Origin of the sequence: Seonamhaeicola maritimus, assembly GCF_008056315.1 — a bacterium.
In the GTDB taxonomy this organism is placed as follows: Bacteria; Bacteroidota; Bacteroidia; order Flavobacteriales; family Flavobacteriaceae; genus Seonamhaeicola; species Seonamhaeicola maritimus.
In genome coordinates this window covers 42,929-68,197 of sequence record NZ_VRKQ01000016.1, presented here as the reverse complement: position 1 = coordinate 68,197, position 25,269 = coordinate 42,929, and the positions used below count along the sequence as shown (strand labels likewise).

Sequence of the window (25,269 nt, the reverse complement as noted above, 5' to 3'; positions counted from 1 at the left end):
CCATCTTTCAATAATGGTAATCAATTTTTATGATATGCGTTGTTTAAATGATTTATATCCTATGCTAACAAGGTAGATTAAAAAAATTATAAAGGCAAGCAAGTTTATTCAGGATAACTTATTTATCATCATACGGATCAGACTGAAAATAATCCTGAAGCTTAAATCCTCTATTTTCAAAGGTATCGTGAAGTATTTTAAAATGTTGAATTCTGTCAATTCTAAAAGCCCTATAATCATTGCGTAAATGACACCATGCAATAAGAATCCATTTGTTGTTTGTTGAATAGAATGCGTAAGGCTCTATTTTTCTAAAAGTAATGTTTGGGTCATCTGCTTTTTGATAGTTAATTTCAACTAAGTTAAAATTTGTGATGGCCAATTGTATTTCAGATAAAGCATCACTTGAAAACTCTTCATATTCCCAATTAAAAATATGAATCTTACCGTTTAGAAGTTCGCTTTTTTCTTGAACAGAACTCTTAAAAACTGATTTAATTTTTATTAAAGCCTCATTAAAATCGGTAACAAATGATACGTCTTTAGATTGGTTTACTATATGTTGTGCTGTAATTAAAGCATTTGCTTGCTTTTCTGTGAATTGAACTGGAGCAACAGTGTAATGATCCATTAAACTATAACCTCTTCCTTCAATGGTAGTTACAGGAACACCTGCTTCTTCCAATTTTCTAATGTCACGATAAATGGTTCTGATACTAACATCATATTTTTTAGAAAGTTCGCTTGCTGTTAATAGTCGTTTTGACTTCAACAAGGTAAGGATTGATATGAGTCTAGATAATTGTGACATAATAACAAAGATAGCGAACCGGTTACCAATTCGCTATCTCTTCATTTTTGGTTGATTTTACATAAAAGAATGTAGGGCAATACGATTGCCTTCAGTATCGATAAACTGAGCCATAAATCCATTTTCTCCAATATCAGTTTTTGGCATAATAATTTTGCCTCCAGCCGTTTCTACTTTTCCTAAAGGTAAACTTAAGTCGTCACCACCATTTAAATAAAGCGTTGGACCATCTGATGTTGGTATTTGCCCTTCGGCTTCAACAAGCCCTCCTCCAACTCCGTTGTTATCCCTATCATGAGTAAACATTCCATATTTCATGTTTTGCTCAGGCATATGGTAATCTGTGATTTCAGAATCCATTACAGTGCTGTAAAATTCTTTCGCTCTTTCATAATTGGTAACAGGAATTTCAAACCAGTTAATTGCATGTTTCATTTTAATTTTGATTTTTTGATTAAACTTACATGCAAAGTTATTTCCGATTGTGACGAATTATGTCAGGGGTGTTTTTTAATTTCTAGTTTTTATTAGAAATTTAGTTATTCCTTGTTAAACAAAGCTTTGACCTCAGGTTTACTCAATTCAATAAGAGAGAAAACAGCAAGAAGAATACCCAAAATTCCGGTAAGGCAGTTAACTATAGCAATGGCGAAAATGAAGTTATAGTTTTTAACTTCCTTTAAATATTTTGCAGCCATAAGGGTTAGGATTCCAAGGGCAACACACATTACAAGTCCAATTCCTGCAACTATTATGAAAATCCAACCGAAGTTAAAAGGAATCTCATTATTGACATCTTGACTTTCGATAATATTATTAAATACGAAACCCATTGCTCCATATAGAATAAAGAAAACAGAAAAAAACAGGGTTAGTATACCTTTAATTAAGTATAAAATTCTGAATGTGTTAAGGTTATTTGATTTTAATTCCATGACCCCAATAGTTTATTTAAATGCTTAAACTAATTTACCCATTTTTTTAACAACCATAGATAAGGAAGTTATTTTATTTGTGGTAGGAATAGTTAAATATTAAATGAGGAAATTTTTGAAACAAAAAAAGCGTATGGTTAGGGCATACGCTTTTTTCTTAGCTATTAATCTGCAAGATTTATTCTTGAATCTTGTAGAGATACAAAGATATATTGGTCACATATTAAATAAATTGATGTATGTTAATAAATTTTACTTATGAGAAAGTTCTTTTCTAATTCTACTCAGGCTTTCTGTAGTAATACCTAAATAAGATGCAATGTGATAGTTTTTTACAGATTTTTCAATATTTGGAAAGGAGTTAATAAAATTAAGATACCGCTGTTTAGCCGTTAAAGATAGTTCTGATAAAATTCTTCTTTGAAAGGCAGCAAATGCCCTTTCTAATTTTTTTCTGAAAAAGGATTCTATTTTTGGGATTTGGTTATATAAATATTCTTTCTCTTCATCCAAGATTCTATAAACTGTTGCGTCTTGAAGTACCTCAATATTCATAATAGCTTTTGAGTTAGAAAAGAAGGCGGTATAATCACTCATCCACCAATCTTTAATACCAAATTGTACAGTATATTCTCGTCCTTGAGTATCTATATGATAAGACCTTAAACAACCATCAATTATGTAATATTGTCTATCAACATTATCACCTGCTTTAAGTAATTGAGTTCCTTTTTTAAAAGTTTCTCTAAAAAATACAGCATTAATTATTTCAATTTCTTCATTTGAAAAAGAAAGCTCATTAAATATTTCTTTACTTATGTTGTTATCTAAGCTCACTTAAAGGCTGATTTAACATTTATAAATTACATAAAATTCTTAAGAATTTTATGTTCTAACCGATGTTCACATTAAAAATTAGTTAATCGGTTAAAACAAAAAAGCACTTTGCATCAACAAAGCGTTTCACAAGCTTTTACTAAAGAAAATCTTTTTTATTGATTAACTGAAATTAAATCAATATCAAAAACCAATACCGCGCCACCTGGAATACTTCCTCTTCCAAAGCTACCGTAGCCTAAATGAGAAGGTATCAGTAATATGCCACTCCCACCTTCTTTGAAGTAGGTGATGCCTTCGGTCCAACCTGCTATTACTTGTTGTAAATTAAATGAGATTCCTTCGGCATCGCTTTCATCAAAAACGTTTCCGCTTGTGAAATAGCCTTTATACGCAACTGTTACATCACTTGTGAAGGAGGGTTGCACTCCAGTTCCAAGTTCATCAATAACATAATATAACCCAGAGTTGCTACTTTGCGCATTTAAGTTATTTGCAGTTATGTAATCTTGAATTTCTTTGTCGTTTTCTGCCCTGAAATCTTTGGGAGCATTACCTTCATCTGAAGCACATGATGTAAAAAGAACTAGTGTAATAATTATAATGAAATGTTTCATGTTTTTTTTTGAGCAAATATAAATTAGAGTATACCCTTATGCAATAAAAAACCACCTTGTTTTAACAAGGCGGTTTAGGATATATATAGAATGCCAACGGTGTTGGCATGAGGTTGTTACTTTATCATATCGTAACTACGTTTAATAAAGTTTGTTAACTCTTCTCCCTTTAGTAACCCTTGAGACAGTCGCGCTAAATCTAAACTTTGGTTTATTAAACGCTCTTGTTTTTTACGTGTTTTGGTACTAAGAATTTCACTAACCAATTCATGATTAGTATTAACTACCAAGTTGTACATTTCTGGCATGTTACCCATACCAAACATACCACCGCCACCTCCGGTGGCTTGCATTTCTTTCATTCTACGCATAAACTCAGGTTGTGTGATGATAAAAGGAGAGGCTTCACTATCCATAGCTTCAAGCTGTACCATAAACTTCTCTGAAGGAATTACTTCTTTCAATAATTCATCTAGAGATTTCTTTTGGTCTTCATCTAACTTAGATATAGTGGTTTCATCTTTCTTGATAAGGTTGTCAATATGATCACCATCAACACGTGCAAAAGTTATATTTTCTTTAGTTGTTTCTAACTTTTGAATTAAGTGTGATACAATAGGAGAATCTAATAACAATACCTCATAACCTTTAGCTTTAGCAGCTTCTATGTAACTGTGTTGTTCATCTTTGTCAGCTGCATAAAGAATAACTAATTTGTCATCTTTATCTGTTTGGTTTGCTTTAATCTTATTGTATAATTCTTCGTAAGTGTAATACGTACCATCAACCGCTGGGTATAATGCAAAAGCATCTGCTTTTTCAAAGAATTTTTCTTCAGAAAGCATTCCATATTCAATAACCACCTTAATATCATTCCATTTAGATTCAAAATCTTCACGGTTATTATTGAATAATGACTTTAATTTATCGGCTACTTTTCTAGTTATGTAAGACGAAATCTTTTTAACAGCACCATCGGCCTGTAAATAAGAACGTGATACGTTTAACGGAATGTCTGGTGAATCAATCACACCACGTAACATTGTTAAGAATTCTGGAACAATACCTTCAACATTATCAGTTACAAAAACTTGATTTTGATATAGTTGAATTTTATCTTTTTGAATGTTTAAATCGTTCGTCATTTTAGGGAAATATAAAATCCCTGTTAAATTGAACGGATAATCTACATTTAAGTGAATGTTGAATAAAGGCTCTTCAAACTGCATTGGATACAATTCTCTGTAGAATCCAGTGTAATCTTCATCCTTTAAGTCAGCCGGTTGTTTTGTCCAAGCTGGATCTGGATTGTTGATAATGTCATCAACAGTTATCTGTCTGTGTGGCTCAGTAGTTTCTTTTCCGTCTTTATCAGTTGTAGTTTCTGGTTCGTGCTCTGGGTCATTAATTTCCTTAGTTCCAAATTTAATTGGAATAGGCATGAACTTATTGTACTTAGTTAATAATTCACGAATTCTACCTTCTTCAAGAAATTCTTCTTCACCTTCAGAAATATGAAGTATGATTTCAGTACCTCTATCTACTTTTTCAGCAGGCTCTAAAGTGAATTCAGGTGATCCATCACAAGTCCAATGAGCAGCAGGCTCATCTTTAAAAGACTTTGTAATGATTTCTACTTTTTCAGCAACCATAAAAGCCGAATAGAAACCAAGACCAAAATGCCCAATAATACCTGCATCTTTAGCAGAGTCTTTGTATTTGTCTAAAAATTCCTCAGCTCCCGAAAATGCTACTTGATTGATGTATTTTTCAACCTCTTCTGCCGTCATACCTAAACCTTGATCTATAATATGAAGCTTCTTAGCATCTTTATCAATTTTAACTTCAATTTGCGGATTACCATATTCAACTTTAGCATCACCAACGTTAGATAGGTGTTTAAGTTTTAATGTGGCATCTGTTGCATTACTAATTAACTCACGTAAAAAGATTTCGTGGTCGCTGTATAAGAATTTTTTAATGAGAGGAAAGATATTCTCTACCGAAACATTAATATTTCCTTTTGTCATGATATATCTGTTTTAATCAATTTATTATTATGATTCTGTATTAGACAAAAAAAATACCAAGTATCAAAAAGTGACAAACTGACACAATTATTATGAATTAGGAAATTATTTCCAGTTGTTGTAATTTGTATTACTTAAAACGAAATCATATGTATAATTCTAGAATAGTAGGTCTTGGAAAGTATTTGCCTGATAATGTTGTGACAAATGATGATTTATCTAAAATGATGGATACCAATGACGAATGGATACAAGAGAGAACAGGAATTAAAGAAAGACGATGGATTAAAGAAGGAACTGAAGATACATCGGCAGTTATGGGAGCTAAAGCTGCTAGAATTGCAATTGAACGTGCTGGTTTAACAAAAGATGATATAGATTTTATAGTGTTTGCAACATTAAGTCCGGATTATTATTTCCCTGGATGCGGTGTTCAAATTCAAGACATGTTAGAAATGCCAACAGTTGGGGCTTTAGATATAAGAAACCAATGTACAGGATTTGTGTATGCAGTTGCAGTAGCAGACCAATTTATTAAAACGGGTATGTATAAAAACGTTTTGGTAATTGGTGCTGAATATCATTCCGGAGGTCTAGAAAAATCTACTAGAGGCAGAAATGTATCGGTAATTTTTGGTGACGGTGCGGGTGCTGCTGTTATGACAAGAGAGGAAGATAATTCTAAAGGTGTTTTGTCATCTCATTTACATTCTGAAGGGAAATATGCCGAGGAATTAATTGTTGCTGGACCAAGTATTAAGCATTGGGTACCTGAAATTTTGGAAGCCAATGACCCTGATGATACGTCTTACTATCCTTATATGAATGGAACATTTGTGTTTAAGCATGCCGTGGTTCGGTTTAGCGAGGCCATAGTTGAAGGTTTGAAGACTAATAATCTTCAAAAGGAAGATATTGATATGTTAATTCCTCATCAAGCTAATTTGAGAATTTCACAATTTATTCAAAGAAAGTTTGGTTTAAGAGATGATCAAGTTTATAATAACATTCAAAAATATGGCAATACTACAGCAGCATCAGTAATAATTGCGCTTACTGAAGCTTGGGAAGAAGGAAAAATAAAAGAAGGAGACAATGTTGTTTTGGCAGCATTTGGTAGTGGATTTACTTGGGGAAGTGTTATAATTAATTGGTAGGAATAAAAATTAGTTTAAAATAAAAACCCGAAACATTGAGTTTCGGGTTTTTCAGCTATTAATCAACTCCAACTAACACTAATGTGAAGAATCTTAATTATTAGACGTGTAAAACATGATTTTATTGCACGCCATATTGTTAATTAACTTTTTTTAACAAATTATAAGAAAAACTCGAAGCTTACAGCTCCGAGTTTTATGGTGAAAATATACTAATCTTTATTACGAAATTTAATGTGTAAGATGACTAACTCTAAATAATTATTCTCCGTTTTGGCTAGATTGTATACATACGTTTAACGTAAGGATATTGTGTTTATTGTGTGGATATTAAATTTTTTTATAATAACAAAACCCCAAAGCTCAAAAACTTTGGGGTTTCTTATTTAATAACCTTACTTAACACTAACCATCAACTATTATGTAGGTTACTAAATTTATTATAAACCGCCTTGAACTTGTTTTTCATCATTATTACGACGTTTTCTGGATTTTGCTCTGTATTTACTATTGCCAAATCTATAATTAAAATTCATAGAGAATGTTCTGAATTCTGGAGAAAAGTTGGCAGTTTGTAAATATGGTCTTTCACTTACAATAGCAATTTTTTGAGTGTTAAAAACATCATTAAAACTTAAACCAAGTGTTGCTTTGCTATCTAAGAAAGAATATCTCATACCTAGGTTAACAAAATACATTGGGTCCATTTCAAAATTTAATCCAGTATTCTTTCCTCTATACATACCAAAAGCTGTAAATGATAACTTTTTGCTTACTCTTAAATTATTAAAAACTCTAAAGTTCCAAATATTATTTTCAACTTTTACTGCTTCCTCAACAATGTCGTTTTCTGTTGGATTTGTTAATGTAGGATCAATTCTTTCTGCAATTCCTTTTTGAGTTTGAGAATATAAATCAAAACTAGCATTTAAACTCCACCATTTAGTAGGGCGGTAATTACTTGATAGTTCTAAGCCATAGGCAGTTGTGTTGCTGAAATTGTCATAAGTTAAAAGGAATCTGTTAGATTGCAAATCAGATCTATCAACTTTAACAGCTCTGTTTATTTCATCTTCTATAATTCTATAGAAAACACCTCCAGTTATACTTCCCTTTTTTAAATTTTTAGTGTAGTTAAACTCAAGTGAATTAGTAAATTGTGGCTCTAAGGATTGATTACCTATGTTTGTTACCAGCGGTGTATTCCATTGTGGGATAGGATTTACTTGACCTACACCTGGTCTGTCAATTCTTCTGCTATAACTTATTTGATAAGAATTTTTGTCAGAATGATTATAGGTGAAGAACACCGATGGATACAATTGAAAATAATTATTCTCAAACGGAATAATTAATTCTTCATTTAATGATAAATCTGTTTCAGATGCATTCGCATCAACGGTTACGTTTTCTGCTCTAAGACCAATTTGATAAGTCCATTTGTCTAACTTTTTACTATAATTCAAATAAGCCGAATAAATGTCTCTTTCATAGGTGTAGTCTGTAGTTGTTGGAATGTACTCGCCATTTTCATTTCTTACTCTGGCATCAGATTCATAAAAAATTTCAGTGTCAAATAGTCTTGCTTGAAAGCCTAATTCTAGTTTTGAATTTTCTGTTAGAGGGTCAGCATAATCAAGGTTTATGGTAGTTCTATTTCTTTCGGTTTCAGTTAGCTCAATAAAATCTGGTCTAACATTATTTGAAATTTGACCATTATTGGTATCTCCTGTATTATCAAAAGCATTATGATCAATCTCCAATTCAATATTCTGACCACTTTTGTTAAAATCTAGTTTATAATTAAAATTATATTGACCTGAACTATTTTCACTATATGACTTTGTAATCTGCTTTTGGTCATTTCCTATTAAATCATTAAAAACAAATTCAGAGGTTGCATCATTTTTACCATCAAAAGTGTTTTGATTGGTGAAAAACGAAATAGTGTTTTTATCATTAAAATAAAAATCAACACCAACTTTATATAAATGAGATTTATTATTATCTTGTAAGTCTATGGCTTGATAAGAGTTGTTTTCAATTTGGCGTATTTCACCAAAATTAACGCCTTTTCTAATATTGTTGCCGTAGCTTCCGTATACATTTACTTTTCCATTACGGTAATTCATATTCAACGAGCTATTAAATTTAGCTTCTCTTTGATGTTGGACACCAGTACTCAAGCCTCCGTTAAAACCAATATTGGTATTTTTATGAAGAATAATATTTATAAGCCCACTCATGCCTTCTGGATTGTATTTGGCTGAAGGATTTGTTATTAGTTCTATTTGTTTAATTGATGTTGAAGGTAATTGCCTTAGTAATTGGGCCGTTGGAATATTAGATAGTTTACCATCTATCATAACACGAACATTTTGATTCCCTCTCAGGCTAATATCACCTGTTTGAGCGTCAACATTAACAGATGGAACTGCTGTCATAATATCTGTGGCTGTTCCCATATTTGCTAGGTCTTTGCCAACGTTAACTATTTTTCTGTCAATTTTCTGTTGTATGGTTGATACTTCTGCAACAACAGTTACAGCCTCTAAACTTTCATTTTCTTCTTCTAAAAGAATATTACCAAGATTTACTCTATAGTTCCCTTTACCTACAGTAATATTTTTACTATAGGTTTTATACCCAATATATTGAATGTTAACTACTATATCTCCTTCGGCAACTTTGTTTATTTTAAAGCTACCATCATCTAGTGTTATACCACCAGTTAAAATTTCATTTTGATTATTCTTAATAACAATATTGACATAGGGTAAGGGTTGTTTTAAATTTGCGTCTAAAACAACACCGAAGATTGTGCCGTTTTTGTCAATATTTTTTTCGGGGTTAGCATGTGCATTTACTAATACTGAAAGCGCTAAAAAGCACATGAAAAATAAGTTTTTCATTTTTATTTGATTGTTTTTTGATTTGATTGATGTTTACTTAGTTTTTAATTATAAATAAGACGTCTTAGAATATGTTGTGTTACCAAATTATTGAGCCTTAACAATACTTTAACAAATGAATAAAATAACCTTAGTTTTTGGAGCTTCAATTAAACCTAATAGGTATAGTAATTATGCTATTCAACGGTTGGTTGCAAACAATATTAAAACTGTTGCTTTTGGAAGACATAAAGGTGTTGTTTCTGGGATTGAAATTGATATTGAATTACAAGCTTTTGAAAGAATACATACTGTCACTTTATATCTTAACCCAAATAGCCAAAAAGAATATTATGATTATATAGTTTCTTTGAAACCAGAACGGGTTATTTTTAATCCGGGAACTGAGAATCCAGAATTCTTTTCAATTTTAAAAGAAAATAATATTTTCTATGAAGAGGCTTGTACTTTGGTACTACTTTCTACGAATCAGTATTAGCCCAATAAAAGTTAATAAACCATTTATTGGTAGTAGCTCGTAACCTAATACATAACCTCCTAATTTATCGGCAGGAATACTTCCTATAATTGTAATTAGAACTACAGAACATAAAGCAACAAGCCATACGTATTTATCTTTTACTTGATAATTTGTAAAGATTCCAAAAGCGAATAAACCAAGTAAAGGTCCATAAGTGTATCCAGCAACCGTCAAGAGGCTGTCAATTACATTACTATTAAGTACATATTTAAATATTATGATTACAATTATCAATAAAACACTCATGCCAATATGAGCTTTTTTCCTAACACTTTTTTGATGCTCTTTTGGTTTTTTATCAATGTTTAAAAAGTCAACGCAAAAAGAGGTTGTTAGTGATGTTAAGGCGCTATCGGCGCTACTATATGCGGCTGCTATCAAGCCCAACATAAAGGTAACTGCTAGTGTAATGCCTAATCCACTGTTTAAAGCAATTTCGGGGAATAATAAATCTGTTTTTGGCTTCCCGTCCATTAAAGGAATGGCTATGTTGTGTTTGTTAGCATAGATATAAAGAAGAGCTCCTAAAAGCATGAAAAGTAATGTGACAAAAACAAGAACAATGCTAAATGAAACCATATTTTTTTGTGCATCTTTTAAAGATTTACACGTTAGATTTTTTTGCATCATATCTTGGTCTAATCCAGTCATACAAATGGTAATGAACATGCCGCCCAAAAATGATTTAAAAAAATGCCCTCTTTCCAAAAAGCTATCCATTACAAATACTTTATTGTAAGCCTTTAATTCATCGGAAACTAAAAACTCGCTAAAACTCCAACCCAAGCTTTCATTAATAAAATGTATTGAAAGTATTACTGCCAAAATCATAAATAAGGTTTGTAGCGTATCCGTCCAAACTATAGTTTTTATACCACCTTTATTGGTGTAAATCCAAATAAGTAAAATTGAGATAATTACGGTAATTTCAAATGGCACATTCCAAGCGTTAAATACAAATTGCTGTAAAACAATAGCAACTAAAAACAATCGGAACGCAGCTCCTAAAACTCTTGATAAAAAAAAGAAAAATGCACCCGTTTTATGGCTGACAACACCAAAACGCTGTAGTAAATATTCGTAGATAGAGGTGACGTTAAGTTTGTAATAGATGGGTAGTAAAACGTAGGCAACCACCAAGTAACCAACCATATATCCTAATACTACTTGAAAATAACTGAACTGTGATCCTTCAATCCATCCAGGGACAGATATAAAAGTGACTCCAGAGAGAGAAGCACCAACCATTCCAAAAGCAACTAAATACCATGGTGATTGTTTTCCTGCTTTAAAGAAATCTTCATTGTTATCGTTCTTTCCGGTGAAATATGATATTACTAAAAGTACGCCAAAGTAGGCTGCGATTAGTAGAAGTATTTGAGTGGCGGTCATTTAAATTTTATTTGGTTTTCAAAATACAAATTATAAATTTCAAAATCTAAATTCTAATAAAAAGAAGGTAAGACCGTGATAGTCTAATAAATAATATATTGTAATTTCGCGGTTATGGAATTCTCATCTAAATTGCTAGAAAAAGCAGTGAATGAAATGTCTCAATTACCAGGGGTAGGTAAGCGTACAGCTTTACGTTTGGTGTTGCATATGTTGCGACAACCAAAAGAGCAAACAGCAGGATTAACTGAAGCTATACAAGCAATGAGGAACAATGTGAAATTCTGTCAATCGTGTCATAATATTAGTGACAATATTCTATGTGAAATTTGTTCAAGTCATAATAGAAATACTGAAATTGTTTGTGTAGTTGAAGATATTAAAGATGTTATGGCTATTGAAAATACAAGTTCATTTAAAGGCTTATACCATGTTTTAGGAGGTAAAATTTCTCCAATGGATGGTATTGGACCTCACGATTTGAATATAGAATCTTTAGTAAAAAAAGTGAAAGATGGTAAAGTGAAAGAGCTCATTTTTGCGCTGAGTTCCACTATGGAAGGTGACACAACTAATTTTTATGTTTTTAAACAAATTCAAGACTATGATGTAGTTACATCAACTATTGCCAGAGGGATTTCGGTTGGAGACGAATTGGAATATGCAGATGAAATTACCTTAGGAAGAAGTATTGTTAATAGAATCCCATTTGAATCCTCTTTAAAACTTTAGTCTCTCAATTTGAAACTTTCGGTAGTTATACTTAATTATAATGTAAGATACTTTTTAGAACTCTGTTTAAAAAGTGTGCAAGCTGCAATTTCTGATTTAGAAGCTGAAATTATTGTAGTTGATAACAATTCTGAAGATGGAAGTTGTTCTATGATAAAGGAATTATTTCCAAAGGTAATTCTAATAGAGAATAAAGAGAATTTTGGCTTTTCTAAGGGAAACAATATTGGAGTGCGAGAAGCACAGGGAGAATACCTTTGTGTTATAAATCCGGATACAGTTGTAGCAGAAGATACCTTTAAAAAACTTTTACTGTTTAGTGAAGATAAGACGAGTTTGGGTGTTGTTGGTTGTAAATTGATTGATGGAGTTGGTGGATTTTTACCAGAAAGTAAACGAAATATTCCTTTTGTAAAAGCAGCTTTCAAAAAACTGTTTGGTGATCCTTCAATGTATTATGCCAACCATTTAAATGAAAATGATATTGGAGAGGTGAATGTTTTGGTTGGGGCGTTTATGTTCATGAAAAGAGAATTGTATCAAAAAATAGAAGGATTCGACGAAGACTATTTTATGTATGGAGAGGATATAGACTTATCTTATAGAGTATTAAAACTAGGCCTTCAGAATTATTATTATGGAAAAACTAGTGTAATTCACTATAAAGGTGAAAGTACTCTTAGAGATAAGAATTATGCTCGTCGATTCTATGGCGCCATGCAGATATTTTACAAAAAGCATTTCAAAAAGAATTTTCTTTTGGATTTATTCGTATTCTTTGGAATTAGATTAGTGTACTTTTTTAGAAAAACTCCAATTTACAAAATTAAACGTGTTAATAAATATGTCTTAATATCAGATAAACTAATAGGTGGTTTACAAGGAGTATTGAATTCTGAACTTGAATTAAAAAATAGTATAGAAAATCTTGATAAAGGTGATGAAATTATTTTTGATGCGAAATACTTGACTTATAAAGAAATTATCGGTTCTATGGATGTTGCTTCTCCAAAAAAAGGATTAACGTATAAGATTATACCACAAAATTCTAACTTTGTTTTAGGTAGCGATGATGCAATAAGTCGAGGAGAAGTTATCGTTTTTTAACTTATTATATTCTGTAAATCTTCTTATAATTAATGAGAATAATCAATAAGAATCGTTGATTTTTCATTAATTTTGCAAGCGCAAATTAAAACAGAACTATTACATTATTGATATGGCAAAGTTTGAGCTTAGATTACCTAAAATGGGTGAAAGTGTTGCTGAGGCAACTATAACATCTTGGTTAAAAGAAATTGGTGAAACTATTGAGATGGATGAGCCTATTGTGGAAATTGCTACAGATAAAGTAGATAGTGAAGTGCCAAGTGAAGTTGATGGTGTTTTAATTGAAAGATTTTTTAATGTTGATGATGTGGTTCAAGTTGGGCAAGTTATTGCAGTAATTGAAACTGAAGGAGATGAAGAACCAAAAACAGAATCTGAAAGCAGTCCTGTTGAAGTTGAAGAAAAAGCTGTTGAGCAAATAAAAGAAACCATTTCTATAGCTAAGGAAACAGTTACACCTGTTATCTCTAGCGGAAATCGTTTTTATTCACCTCTCGTAAAAAACATAGCAAAACAAGAAGGTATTTCACAGGAAGAACTTGATGCCATTTCAGGTACCGGAAAAGACGGTAGAGTTACCAAAAATGATATTTTGAGTTATGTTGAAAATAGAGGTGTTAAAGCACAATCTACACCTGTAAAAGAAGATGTTACTCCAGCTCCTCAGGTTAAAGTTGAAACAGCTCCAAAAGTTATAACTACTCCGCCTGTGATTCCAAGTGGTGAGGATGAAATTGTTGAAATGACACGCATGGGTAAACTAGTTGCTCATCATATGAAAGAGTCAATTCAAACATCAGCACATGTTCAAAGTTTTATTGAAGCCGATGTTACCAAGATTTGGAATTGGAGAAAGAAAATGAAGAGTGAATTCATGAAACGTGAAGGTGAAAATCTAACGTTTACGCCTATTTTCATGGAAGCCATTGCCAAAGCACTTCGTGATTACCCTATGATGAATATTTCTGTTCAAGGAGATACTATTATAAAGAAGAAGAATATAAACCTAGGTATGGCTGCAGCTTTACCAGACGGCAATTTAATTGTTCCTGTTATTAAAAATGCTGATCAGCTAAATTTAGTTGGAATGACAAAGCAGGTTAATGATTTAGCAAATAGAGCAAGGTTAAATCAACTTAAACCAGATGATATTCAAGGTGGAACTTATACTGTGACTAATGTTGGTTCTTTTGGTAGTATCATGGGGACGCCAATTATCAATCAGCCACAAGTAGGTATTTTGGCGCTTGGAGCAATTAGAAAAGTTCCTGCGGTAATTGAAACCAGTGAAGGTGATTTTATAGGCATTCGCTACAAAATGTTTTTATCACATTCTTATGATCACCGTGTAGTTAATGGAGCTTTAGGAGGTATGTTTGTAAAAGCTGTTAAAGATTATTTGGAGGCTTGGGATGTTGATAGAGAAATATAATTTCATAAAAATAAATGATGGAAAACCTAACCAGTAAAATGGTTAGGTTTTTCTATTTTTGCAGGAATCTATTTTAATATGTAATAACATAATTTATGCAACTTAATCTCACAAAACCCATTTGTTTTTTCGATTTAGAAACTACAGGTATTAACATAACTCATGATAGAATAGTAGAGATTTCTGTCTTAAAAGTGTTTCCTGACGGGAAAGAAGAACGTAAAACATGGCGGGTAAACCCTGAAATGGCTATTCCAAAAGAAGTGACGGCTATTCATGGTATTTCAGATGAAGATGTGGCTGATAAACCAACCTTTAAAGAGTTAGCTAAGGAAGTTTATAATATGATTAAAGATTCAGATGTGGGTGGGTTTAATTCTAACAGATTTGATATTCCTTTGTTGGCCGAAGAGATGTTACGTGCTGAAGTAGATTTCGATATGAAAAACCGTCAAGCTATAGATGTACAAACCATTTTTCATAAAATGGAACAACGAACTTTAAGTGCTGCCTATAAATTTTATTGTGATAAAAATTTAGACAATGCTCATAGTGCTGAAGCAGATACCATTGCCACGTATGAAGTGTTAAAGGCTCAACTTTCCAAATATGAAGAACTGGAGAATGATACCAAGTTTTTAGCGGAGTTTAGTTCAAGGAAAAAGTTTGCGGACTTTGCAGGTTTTATAGCATACAATAAAAAAGGCGAGGAGTGTTTTTCTTTTGGGAAGCATAAAGGAAAATTGGTGACTGAAGTTTTGGAAAAGGAACCAGGTTATTTTGGTTGGTTGTTAAATGCTGATTTTCCATTATATACTAAGAAGGTTTTAACTAATATTAAATTGAGAGGTTTCAATAATAAATTGTTCTAAAAGAAAATGAAACTAATTTGTATAGGTAGAAATTATGCCGAACATATTGAGGAACTCGAAAATGAAAAGCCTTTAGACCCGGTTATATTTCAAAAACCAGATTCAGCAATACTATTAAAAAAGCAGCCCTTTTTTATTCCAGATTTTTCGGAGGACATTCATCATGAAGTTGAAGTTTTAGTTAAGATTAATAGAATAGGGAAGTACATTGATAAAAAATTTGCTCATAAATATTACAATGAAATTGGCTTAGGAATTGACTTTACCGCCAGAGATTTACAAAGTAAATTAAAGGCTAAAGGTTTGCCTTGGGAAAAAGCAAAAGCTTTTGATGGTTCAGCAGTTGTTGGTAAATGGATACCTAAAGAGCAAATAAATGATGTTAATGCTATTGAGTTTTCTTTAAAAAAGAACGATAATATTGTTCAAAAAGGAAATACCAGCCACATGTTGTGGAAAATTGATGAAATAATAGAATATGTCTCAAAATATTTTACATTAAAGATTGGAGATATTATATTTACGGGCACTCCAGCAGGAGTTGGCAAAGTAATTGCTAATGACAAATTAAAAGGTTTTATAGGAAACACAGAGATGTTTTCAATAACAGTGAAATAATGGAACAACATTACAAATTATTTAGAGTACGTGAGTTAGCAGATAACGATGAAGATTTTATTGCAACTTTAGCTGAAGCTTTTTTAGAAGAAGTAGCTCCTGATTTGGAGCGTTTGCAAAAGGCTGTGGCTGAGGAAGATTATCATGAAACCTATCAGGCGGCGCATAAAATGAAGCCAACTGTAGACTTATTTGAGTTAGGCGTATTAGATACTTTAATTGAAGTGCAAGATTGGGGTAAATTCACTAAAAAAGGTGAAGACATTACACAACAATTAGCAGTTGTTGTTGAAGCTGTTGAAAAGGCTCTAGTTGAAATAAAGTCAGACTTCAAATTATAATGCATGCTAGCAGAAATAATTACCATTGGCGATGAACTTTTAATCGGGCAGGTAATTGATACCAATTCTGCTTTTATAGCTAAACAACTTAATAAAATAGGAGTTTCTGTATATCAGGTAACTTCGATTCAAGATGATAAAGACCATATTCTTAAGGCTCTTAAAGAAGCTGAAATTAGAGTAGATATAATCATTTTAACTGGTGGATTAGGTCCTACGAAAGATGATATCACTAAAAAAACCATAGCAAAATATTTTGATGACACTTTGGTTAAAGATGAATCTGTACTAGATAATATTGAACATCTTTGGAAAAACTATGTAGGAGGAAAACTGCTGCAAGTAAATATAGATCAATCCTTAGTGCCTTCAAAATCTACTGTGTTAATGAACAAGCTCGGTACGGCACCGGGCATGTGGTTTGATAAAGATGATAAAACTTTTGTTTCGCTTCCAGGAGTTCCGTATGAAATGGGTGCATTAATAGAGTATAAGGTTATCCCTAAGTTAAAAGAAAAGTATAGTCTTCCGTTTATTTTACATAAAACCCTATTGATTTATGGTATCGGAGAGAGTGCGCTGGCAGCTAGAATAGAAGCTTGGGAGGACGCTTTACCTGAATACATAAGGTTAGCATATTTACCTAATTTGGGTAAAATGAGATTACGTTTGTCTGCGAAAGGTTTTGACGAAGGACAACTTAAGGCGAGCGTTGATAAAGAAATTGATAAGGTATTACCATTAATTCAGGATAAATTTTTCGGTTTTGAAGATGAAGAAGGGTCTGCTGAAATTATAATTGCAAAACAACTTACTAAATTAGGTAAAACATTAGCTATTGCAGAAAGTTGTACTGGTGGTAATTTGGCAGAACAGTTTACCAAAAATTCAGGAGCATCAGCTTATTTTAATGGTGGCGTAGTGACCTATTCCACGCAATCAAAAATGAATGTTTTAGGTGTTTCAAAAGAAGTAATTAATGAGTATTCCGTGGTAAGTGGTCAAGTTGCAGAATCCATGGCAAGTAATTCATTAAAACTATTTAATTCAGACTTTGCGGTAGCTACAACCGGAAATGCTGGACCTTCAAAGGGAGAATCTGATGCCGAAGTAGGAACCGTTTTTATTGGAATAGCTAATAAAAATGGTGTGTATTCTGAGAAATTTAATTTAGGAAATCACCGCATAAAAGTCATAAATAAGGCAGTAAATAAAGCCCTTGAAATGTTGCTAAAAGAAATTTTTAAAAATTGATAATATTTAAATTGTCATAATATAAAGATTTTGTATATTTGCACCTCGATTTTAAGCAACAAAAATTTAAAGTTATATATAATGTCAAGAGTTTGTGAACTTACAGGGAAGAAGGCAATGGTTGGAAACAACGTGTCTCACGCATTAAATAGAACTAAGCGCAAGTTTAACGCTAACTTAGTTAAGAAACGTTTTTACATTCCAGAAGAGGATAAGTGGGTAACTTTAAAAGTTTCTACATCTGCATTAAAAACTATTAACAAAATAGGAATTTCTGCAGCAATTAAAGAAGCTAAATCTAAAGGATTTTTAAAATAATAGCTCATTTATAAAGTATTAAGAAATGGCAAAGAAAGGCAATAGAATACAGGTAATTTTAGAATGTACTGAGCATAAAGCTTCTGGACAACCAGGAACTTCAAGATACATTACTACAAAAAATAAAAAGAATACGCCAGATAGAATGGAAATTAAAAAATTCAACCCTATCCTTAAGCGTATGACAGTTCATAAAGAGATAAAATAATAAGTCATGGCAAAAAAAGCAGTAGCATCGTTACAAACGGGATCAAAAAGGTTAACTAAGGCCATCAAAATGGTTAAGTCACCTAAAACAGGAGCTTATATGTTTGTAGAGTCTATCATGGCTCCAGACCAAGTAAATGACTTTTTAAATAAAAAGTAAACACAAGCTTTTCTTAAAATATTAGAAACTGCTTTCTTTTTTAGAAAGCAGTTTTTTTATATTTATATTTGACTGGTTTTCTGACATAATAGCAGTAAATAATTGTGGTAAAGAAATTGCAATAAGAATTTTGGCGTTACCTTTCAGGTCGGGCTTTCGGCAGTCGCTCTCTTTGAGGAGCTTCAACAAATGCCTCAATCCCTAACGCAATTGAACAACATGTGAATAAATGTTTAAAGAATGAGTTTTTTTAAAAAAATATTTTCTTCTGAAAAGAAAGAAACACTAGATAAGGGGTTAGAAAAATCTAAATCAAGCTTCTTTGGTAAATTAAGTAAAGCTGTTGCTGGAAAATCTAAAGTAGATGATGAGGTATTAGATAACTTAGAGGAAGTTCTTGTAACCAGTGATGTTGGTGTAAACACAACCCTTAAAATTATTGAGCGCATTGAGGAACGTGTTGCTACAGATAAGTACTTAGGAACAGACGAATTAAACCAAATTCTTCGTGAAGAAATAGCTGGTTTATTAAGTGAAACTAACGTAGGCGAAGAAACTGAATTTACAGTGCCACAAGATAAAAAACCATACGTTATTATGGTTGTTGGGGTAAACGGTGTAGGTAAAACAACAACTATAGGTAAGCTAGCATATCAATTTAAAAAGCAAGGATTAAAAGTTGTTTTAGGAGCGGGTGATACTTTTAGGGCTGCTGCCATAGATCAACTTCAGGTTTGGGCTGATAGAGTAGACGTACCTATCGTAAAACAAAATATGGGTAGTGATCCGGCTTCTGTGGCGTTTGATACCTTACAAAGTGCCGTAACCCAAGACGCCGATGTTGTAATTATAGATACAGCTGGACGTTTACATAATAAGGTTAACTTAATGAATGAGCTCACTAAGGTGAAGCGCGTGATGCAAAAAGTTGTTGAAAATACACCTAATGATGTTCTTTTAGTTTTAGACGGTTCTACAGGACAAAATGCCTTTGAACAGGCAAAACAATTTACGGCGGCTACCGAAGTAACCTCATTAGCTGTAACCAAGTTAGATGGAACTGCTAAAGGAGGCGTAGTAATTGGTATTTCAGATCAGTTTAAAATACCCGTGAAATATATTGGAGTAGGTGAAGGTATTGAGGACTTACAAGTTTTTAATAAGTATGAGTTTGTAGATTCTTTCTTTAAGTAATACTGTCTTTTCAATAAAGGCAGGAATCTCGTAATCAATAATTTTTTATAAATTTAGGATTATGAGTTATTCTATCTTTCATAATTTGGAAATTAATGCTTCAACTAAAGAAGTATTTGATGCCGTTTCCCAACCAGAGCATCTTAATAATTGGTGGACTTTAAAAAGTTCAGGGATTCCAAAATTAAATCAAGAATACAATCTAAATTTTACAGATAGTTATAATTGGTACTGTAATGTTTCAGAGGTTAAAACAAATGAATATATTCTTTTTAAAATGACCAAGTCTGACAGAGACTGGAGTCCAACAACATTTGGGTTCGATTTACAAGAAACGGAGACTGGAACATCAGTGAGATTTAGTCATTCAAATTGGCGAATTCAGAACGACCACTTTAAAATAGCATCATTTTGTTGGGCAATACTTTTAAATGGATTAAAAAAATATCTGGAAAAAGGTATCATTATTCCTTTTGAAGAAAGAAACTAATCGATTAAATTATTAATCTTTTCCCATAATTCATTATCAAAACTTGATAGGGCAAAGGTTTCACCATCAGCAGCTTCCCCCATTCTAATAACAACTAATTTTTTACTTGGAGCAATATAAATTTTTTGATCGTTTTTACCCAATGCAGCATACATATCATTCGGAGCATTCGGTATTAATTCTCCACTAAATTCTAACTGACTAGCCGGCAAATGATATGATGTTTTTCCGTTTAACCACCACAAATATCCGTAAGATTTATTTATATCTTGAGAAGTGTTGGTAGCTTCGTTTAAAAATGATTCGGAAACAATTTGAGTATTACCCCATTTTCCATTGGCATAAATCATTAATCCGAATCTGGCCATACTTCTAGTGTCGCTCCAATAAACATTAAAGTCACTTAGTTGTAACCATCCACCAGAAGTATTAGTCATTCCAATTTTGTCTCTAAGTTTAGAATTAAAATAATTTGCAAAATTAGAGCCACTTGCAGAGGCTATAACGTCTTGCATTTTTTTATATACGTTGTGGTAGGCCCAACGTGTGCCTGCATCAGCTTCATATTCTAAATCTTCTGGTTCAACAGCATCTGAGCTATCGTCTAAACCAGAGTTCATAGATAATAGGTTTTTGCAGGTAATTAAATTTTCTTTTTCTAAAGGCGCACTAGTCCAACCAGTTCCCAAATAATCAGAAACCTTATTATTGATATCGATAAGTTCTTCTTCTTGCGCAACTCCAGAGAGCGTCGTGGTTAACGTTTTACCAGCACTGGCCCAATACCACAATTTAGAGGCATCGTGTCCATTCATATAGTCTTCAACAACAATTTTACCCTCATGAAGAATCATAAAGCTTTTAGTATTATTGTCTCCAAGGAAATTTAATAATGATTGAAGTTGGTTTTCATTCCAGCCTAGTTCAGAAATAGATTTGGTTTCCCAAGTATCGGTGTTAAACGGTGGAAAATATATTTCTTCTTCAATAGGATCTGGTTCTGAAATTGGTTCATTTGCAGAACAACCATAACAAAAAAGTAAAGCTGTTATAATTGGGTATATAAGCGCTTTCATACGAGTAGGTTTTTATTTTGAGACATTCAAATATATAAAAGGTTTAATTAAGTTGTATCTTTGCGCTCTCATTTATTAAGGTATGCGCACAAAATCTCTGAAGAAAAATAAGATTAATGTTGTAACTCTTGGCTGTAGTAAAAATGTTTACGATAGCGAAGTGTTAATGGGGCAATTAAAGGCTAGTGGTAAAGATGTTGTTCATGAAGAAGAAGGTAATATTGTGGTTATTAATACCTGCGGATTTATAAATAATGCTAAAGAAGAGAGTGTAAATACAATATTGGAATTTGTTCAAAAGAAAGAAGAAGGTGAGGTTGATAAAGTGTTTGTAACAGGATGTTTAAGTGAGCGTTATAAACCAGATTTACAAAAGGAAATTCCTAATGTCGATCAATATTTCGGAACAACTGAACTTCCAGGGTTATTAAAAGTTTTAGGGGCTGATTATAAACACGAATTAATAGGGGAACGTTTAACTACCACGCCAAAGAATTATGCTTATTTAAAGATAGCTGAAGGTTGTGACAGGCCATGTAGTTTTTGTGCTATTCCAATAATGCGAGGTAAACACAGAAGTACGCCTATTGAGGAAATTGTTGTTGAAGCTGAAAAGTTAGGAGCAAAAGGGGTAAAAGAATTAATTCTAATTGCTCAAGATTTAACGTATTACGGGCTGGATTTATATAAAAAAAGAAACTTAGCAGAATTACTCGAAGCTTTAGTTAAGGTAGAAGGAGTAGAATGGATTCGTTTACATTATGCGTTTCCAACCGGATTTCCATTAGATGTATTGGAGGTTATGAATAGAGAACCAAAGGTTTGTAATTATTTAGACATTCCATTGCAGCATATTTCGGATGCCATTTTAAAGAGTATGCGTCGTGGTACATCAAAAGAAAAGACCACAAACCTTATAAAGGAATTCAGATCTGCCGTTCCAGATATGACCATTAGAACAACTTTGATTGTTGGTTATCCTGGTGAAACCGAAGAAAACTTCCAAGAATTAAAACAGTGGGTACAAGATATGCGTTTTGAACGTTTAGGCTGTTTTACGTATTCTCATGAAGAGAATACCCATGCTTATAATTTAGTAGATGATGTTCCTGAAGAAGTTAAAATTGCAAGAGCTAATGAAATTATGGAAATTCAATCTCAAATTTCATGGGAATTAAATCAAGAGAAAATAGGACATATTTTTAAGGTTATTATCGATAGAAAAGAAGGTAATTTCTTTATTGGAAGAACAGAATTTGATTCACCAGATGTTGATAATGAAGTGCTCATTGATGCAACCGAAACTTATTTAAAAACTGGAGAATTTACTACGGTTAAAATTACAGAAGCCGAAGATTTTGATCTTTACGGTGTAGTGGTAAATTAGTACAAAATCTCTAATTTTTGTTGTTCTTCAACTTTAATTTCTCCAGAATTAATTAGGATGTTTTCTTTGTGAATATTGTTTTTAGCTCCCCATAATACGGCAACATATTTAACTGGGTTGTTCTGAAATGTATTATTTGTTAAATCAACATTTATAATGCCTTTGGTTTTTAATAAAACGCCATTTTCTTCAAATTTACCACAGTTTATAAATGTGCTATTATTTATAGACAATATACCACCAATAGTAGACTCGTCATAACCACCTCTGAAAAAATTCACAACATTATTAGATACACTTTCAAATTTACAATTTGTTATTGTTACCATTTCAGCATTATAATCTCCTTTTTCTTCTGCAGCTAAAACAATACCATTATTACATTGTTTTATTAAGCTGTTTTCAAATTTTAAAATATCAGTAAAAGAACCTTTAGGTGCTTTTAGTATATAACCAAACCCTTCAATTGTTGAATTTTTTACATCTATATTATAAGCTGCAGACATCTTCTTATCTAGCGGTTTAAAAGCTAGTTGATTATTTTTACCTTTTAAAATAACACTGTCTAAATGCAGAAAACTGTAAGGATGCATTTCAAAAAGAGGAGTTTCTTGAGGATTATTAAATATAATTTGTGCATTGTTTTTTGAACGGATTGTGATGTCTTTTTTAATGGCTATAGAGTTGTCAATAGCGTATAGATTATCAGTTAATTCAATAATATCCCCACTGTTTGCTTCTGCAATATTTTGAATTAATTCATTACCGTTTGCAGAAGTTTTAAATATTTTAGGACTAGTAGTTCTTTGTTCAGATGAAAACCAATCAGGTCCATAAAGGTTATTGTTTATAACGAACTTTTCAGCTGTATCAAAATTGCTAATGGAACCTATACTATTTTGAGATCTGGAAGTACCGAATAAATCGGTTTTTATTTTATCAAATTCATAACCAAAATATATACTTTTAGTAAGAATAGGTTGTGGAAATTCTGGAGCGTACAGCCAACCGTTGATTTGCTTCATTTTTATAGTGTTGTTTTCAAATACACCATATTTTGTAAAGGTCTTATCGCTATTATCCAATACATTATTTTTAAACAAAATACCTTCGAAATTATCATGGTTTACAAAAGGTTCATCATCCGACTCATGATTGAAAATCAAATTATTGGCAATTAAGGATCGAATAGGAGGCGCTGAGCGAATTTCATATTTAGGAAGTACATTCATACTTTTTATATTTTGTCCTACCCCAATTTGCCATGGTGATTTGCAATCTACCCATGTGTTATATGCTACCACAATATCAGTAACTTGTTTGTATCTATTTAGTGGAGACATTGGTATACCATTCATAATAGCAAGCGGACTTCTAAATTCTTCGCCTTTAATCTTATAGAAGTAGTTGTTTGTTATCCAATGACCGGAACTAACAACACGAATTCCACCATAGAAGTTAGAATCATCACCTCCAATAAAAATATTACTATCAACGGTAGTAAAACTCCCATGTCTTAAAACTAAAGAGCCTTCAGATTTATAAAAAATATTGTTTTTAAAAGTATTGTAGTTTGTTTTGTCTGATATGATTTCTACTTCTCCATTACAAGCTTCAAAGTAATTGTTAGACACATTTACAAAACCGGAAGACATAGATGTCTTACTGTCTCCAATACGAATAGTTTCAGCTCTTGGACCTCCTTTTCGTGGCCTAGGTCCAAAGTAATTGTTAACTATTTGATGATGATTACTGCTGTGTTCATTACCATCTTGAAAAACACGTAAAGTTTCACCGTCATTTGATTTTCCAGAGATATAACAATGATTTAAGGTGTTGTGTTTACCATAAAATTCAATCCACTTATCATTGGTTAATCTATTGGGTTTGGTGAAATTTTTAATGACACAACTGGTTACTCTGGAATTAAATGCCGTTTTATTATCGCCAATTTTAAAACGAATAATACTAGTTGAAGGTGAATATCCATTTCTAAAATATAAGCCTTCTACTATAAGGTGATTTCCGCCTAAATGGATGAAAGATGTTCCTTCTATAAATACCTTACCTGGAGTTTCTGCTTTTAAAGTAATTGGTTTGTTTTTACTTCCATTTCCATAAAATTCAATTTGAACATCTTTCCAAATACCATTTGCTAATACAATAACATCTCCAGGTGCTGCCTTATTAATGAAATTATTTAATTCATCAATATTTCTTACCAACAAACTATTTTGTTCAGGTTTAGAAGCTAAGTTGCAAGACAACAATAAAAAAGTTACAGTTAACAAATAAAATGTTTTTTTCATTTTGAAGTAAATAGAATTTTTATACCGCGTGGTTTTTAGTAGAAATATTTAATGTTGAATATACAATCTTTTTAGATTTTATTATTTTTCTAAAATAATATTAAGTTTAATTGAAATTCGTATAAAGAAAAAATCCTGATATAAATATCAGGATTTTTAATCTTTTAGATTTTGGTTTCTCTGTAGCTTATTATTTTATAGCTTCAGCACCACGTGTTCTAGTTCTTATTCTAATGGCTTCTTCTACGTTATAAACAAATATTTTTCCATCTCCTACTTGTCCTTCTGATGAATTATCTAGAATGGTGTCAATACATAATTCCAGATTTTCATCACTCACAACGCAAATAATCATAGTTCTTGTTTGTAGTATCATAGATTGCTCAGTACCTCTATAACGTTCTGAAAAGCTATTTTGTAGGCCCGAACCTTTTACAGGAAGTACAGTTAAACAAGGTATACCCGCCTCTTTTAAACCTTTTTGAACCGCTTTTAGTTTAGAGGGTCTTATTACGGCTTCTACTTTTTTCATATGTATATGTTATTTATTTTTATTAA

Annotated in this window: 26 protein-coding genes; 15 read left to right on the top strand and 11 right to left on the bottom strand. The window is 32.0% G+C overall.

What is annotated here, in order from left to right; translation table 11 throughout:
- Positions 1-118 precede the first annotated feature (118 nt).
- From FUA22_RS14290 to htpG, 6 genes are all read right to left on the bottom strand, one after another.
- A complete protein-coding gene (locus tag FUA22_RS14290) occupies positions 119-811 on the bottom strand; it encodes a helix-turn-helix transcriptional regulator (protein WP_147769277.1) in 693 nt (230 codons plus the stop codon).
- A 57-nt stretch (positions 812-868) separates the two neighbouring features.
- Positions 869-1,246: a VOC family protein gene (locus tag FUA22_RS14285; RefSeq protein ID WP_147769276.1), complete on the bottom strand. Its 378-nt coding sequence runs from the start codon at positions 1,244-1,246 to the stop codon at positions 869-871.
- Between the two features lie 104 nt (positions 1,247-1,350).
- Entirely contained in the window at positions 1,351-1,746 is a 396-nt protein-coding gene (locus FUA22_RS14280; protein WP_147769275.1) for a hypothetical protein, read from the bottom strand.
- Positions 1,747-1,998: 252 nt separating this feature from the next.
- Complete coding sequence (locus FUA22_RS14275) at positions 1,999-2,583, bottom strand: Crp/Fnr family transcriptional regulator (RefSeq protein ID WP_147769274.1); 585 nt, start codon at positions 2,581-2,583, stop codon at positions 1,999-2,001.
- Between the two features lie 155 nt (positions 2,584-2,738).
- Positions 2,739-3,200 carry an FKBP-type peptidyl-prolyl cis-trans isomerase gene (locus FUA22_RS14270; RefSeq protein WP_147769273.1) on the bottom strand — a complete coding sequence of 154 codons (462 nt, stop codon included), beginning with the start codon at positions 3,198-3,200 and terminating at the stop codon, positions 2,739-2,741.
- Positions 3,201-3,316: 116 nt separating this feature from the next.
- Complete coding sequence (gene htpG / locus FUA22_RS14265) at positions 3,317-5,230, bottom strand: molecular chaperone HtpG (protein WP_147769272.1); 1,914 nt, start codon at positions 5,228-5,230, stop codon at positions 3,317-3,319.
- 149 nt (positions 5,231-5,379) lie between these two features.
- Here htpG and FUA22_RS14260 point away from each other — a divergent pair, with 149 nt between their 5' ends.
- Complete coding sequence (locus FUA22_RS14260) at positions 5,380-6,387, top strand: 3-oxoacyl-ACP synthase III family protein (RefSeq protein ID WP_147769271.1); 1,008 nt, start codon at positions 5,380-5,382, stop codon at positions 6,385-6,387.
- 440 nt (positions 6,388-6,827) lie between these two features.
- On the opposite strand, the gene FUA22_RS14255 is transcribed toward FUA22_RS14260, so the two are convergent.
- A complete protein-coding gene (locus tag FUA22_RS14255) occupies positions 6,828-9,299 on the bottom strand; it encodes a TonB-dependent receptor domain-containing protein (RefSeq protein ID WP_147769270.1) in 2,472 nt (823 codons plus the stop codon).
- A gap of 115 nt (positions 9,300-9,414) precedes the next feature.
- Between FUA22_RS14255 and FUA22_RS14250 the strand changes: the two genes are divergently transcribed.
- Positions 9,415-9,777, top strand: coding sequence for a CoA-binding protein (locus tag FUA22_RS14250; protein WP_147769269.1), 363 nt, complete (start codon positions 9,415-9,417; stop codon positions 9,775-9,777).
- Here FUA22_RS14250 and FUA22_RS14245 read toward each other — a convergent pair.
- Positions 9,754-11,211 carry a sodium:solute symporter gene (locus tag FUA22_RS14245; protein ID WP_147769268.1) on the bottom strand — a complete coding sequence of 486 codons (1,458 nt, stop codon included), beginning with the start codon at positions 11,209-11,211 and terminating at the stop codon, positions 9,754-9,756. The genes FUA22_RS14250 and FUA22_RS14245 overlap by 24 nt on opposite strands.
- 114 nt (positions 11,212-11,325) lie before the next feature.
- On the opposite strand from FUA22_RS14245, the gene recR reads away from it, so the two are divergent.
- From recR to FUA22_RS14185, 12 genes are all read left to right on the top strand, one after another.
- A complete protein-coding gene (gene recR / locus FUA22_RS14240; RefSeq protein ID WP_147769267.1) occupies positions 11,326-11,943 on the top strand; it encodes a recombination mediator RecR in 618 nt (205 codons plus the stop codon).
- A gap of 9 nt (positions 11,944-11,952) precedes the next feature.
- Entirely contained in the window at positions 11,953-13,050 is a 1,098-nt protein-coding gene (locus FUA22_RS14235) for a glycosyltransferase family 2 protein (RefSeq protein ID WP_147769266.1), read from the top strand.
- A gap of 112 nt (positions 13,051-13,162) precedes the next feature.
- Positions 13,163-14,485 carry a dihydrolipoamide acetyltransferase family protein gene (locus FUA22_RS14230; protein ID WP_147769265.1) on the top strand — a complete coding sequence of 441 codons (1,323 nt, stop codon included), beginning with the start codon at positions 13,163-13,165 and terminating at the stop codon, positions 14,483-14,485.
- Between the two features lie 95 nt (positions 14,486-14,580).
- Entirely contained in the window at positions 14,581-15,357 is a 777-nt protein-coding gene (locus FUA22_RS14225; protein ID WP_147769264.1) for a 3'-5' exonuclease, read from the top strand.
- Positions 15,358-15,363: 6 nt separating this feature from the next.
- Entirely contained in the window at positions 15,364-15,975 is a 612-nt protein-coding gene (locus tag FUA22_RS14220; RefSeq protein WP_147769263.1) for a fumarylacetoacetate hydrolase family protein, read from the top strand.
- Positions 15,975-16,316 carry an Hpt domain-containing protein gene (locus FUA22_RS14215; protein WP_147769262.1) on the top strand — a complete coding sequence of 114 codons (342 nt, stop codon included), beginning with the start codon at positions 15,975-15,977 and terminating at the stop codon, positions 16,314-16,316. Before FUA22_RS14220 ends, FUA22_RS14215 begins: the two co-directional genes overlap by 1 nt.
- 3 nt (positions 16,317-16,319) lie before the next feature.
- Positions 16,320-17,570, top strand: a complete 1,251-nt coding sequence (locus FUA22_RS14210; protein WP_147769261.1) for a competence/damage-inducible protein A — start codon at positions 16,320-16,322, stop codon at positions 17,568-17,570.
- A gap of 81 nt (positions 17,571-17,651) precedes the next feature.
- Positions 17,652-17,888 (top strand): 50S ribosomal protein L28, encoded by a 237-nt coding sequence (gene rpmB / locus FUA22_RS14205; protein ID WP_072402996.1) that lies wholly within the window; start codon positions 17,652-17,654, stop codon positions 17,886-17,888.
- A gap of 25 nt (positions 17,889-17,913) precedes the next feature.
- Entirely contained in the window at positions 17,914-18,096 is a 183-nt protein-coding gene (gene rpmG / locus FUA22_RS14200; protein ID WP_008271040.1) for a 50S ribosomal protein L33, read from the top strand.
- Positions 18,097-18,102: 6 nt separating this feature from the next.
- The gene (locus FUA22_RS14195; RefSeq protein WP_076697604.1) at positions 18,103-18,255 is read left to right on the top strand and encodes a DUF4295 domain-containing protein; all 153 of its coding nucleotides are present in this window, start codon (positions 18,103-18,105) and stop codon (positions 18,253-18,255) included.
- Between the two features lie 240 nt (positions 18,256-18,495).
- Positions 18,496-19,449: a signal recognition particle-docking protein FtsY gene (gene ftsY / locus FUA22_RS14190; RefSeq protein ID WP_147769260.1), complete on the top strand. Its 954-nt coding sequence runs from the start codon at positions 18,496-18,498 to the stop codon at positions 19,447-19,449.
- Between the two features lie 61 nt (positions 19,450-19,510).
- Positions 19,511-19,939 carry an SRPBCC family protein gene (locus FUA22_RS14185; RefSeq protein WP_147769259.1) on the top strand — a complete coding sequence of 143 codons (429 nt, stop codon included), beginning with the start codon at positions 19,511-19,513 and terminating at the stop codon, positions 19,937-19,939.
- Here the strand turns inward: FUA22_RS14185 and FUA22_RS14180 are convergent.
- On the bottom strand, positions 19,936-21,015 hold the full coding sequence (locus FUA22_RS14180) for a serine hydrolase domain-containing protein (protein ID WP_147769258.1): 1,080 nt from the start codon (positions 21,013-21,015) through the stop codon (positions 19,936-19,938). The two genes, FUA22_RS14185 and FUA22_RS14180, sit on opposite strands and share 4 nt — an antisense overlap.
- An 82-nt stretch (positions 21,016-21,097) precedes the next feature.
- On the opposite strand from FUA22_RS14180, the gene rimO reads away from it, so the two are divergent.
- Complete coding sequence (rimO, locus tag FUA22_RS14175; protein WP_147769257.1) at positions 21,098-22,402, top strand: 30S ribosomal protein S12 methylthiotransferase RimO; 1,305 nt, start codon at positions 21,098-21,100, stop codon at positions 22,400-22,402.
- On the opposite strand, the gene FUA22_RS14170 is transcribed toward rimO, so the two are convergent.
- Both FUA22_RS14170 and FUA22_RS14165 read right to left on the bottom strand, forming a co-directional pair.
- A complete protein-coding gene (locus FUA22_RS14170; protein ID WP_147769256.1) occupies positions 22,399-24,711 on the bottom strand; it encodes a chondroitinase-B domain-containing protein in 2,313 nt (770 codons plus the stop codon). The genes rimO and FUA22_RS14170 overlap by 4 nt on opposite strands.
- Positions 24,712-24,901: 190 nt before the next feature.
- Positions 24,902-25,243 (bottom strand): P-II family nitrogen regulator, encoded by a 342-nt coding sequence (locus FUA22_RS14165; protein ID WP_147769255.1) that lies wholly within the window; start codon positions 25,241-25,243, stop codon positions 24,902-24,904.
- Between the last annotated feature and the right edge of the window lie 26 nt (positions 25,244-25,269).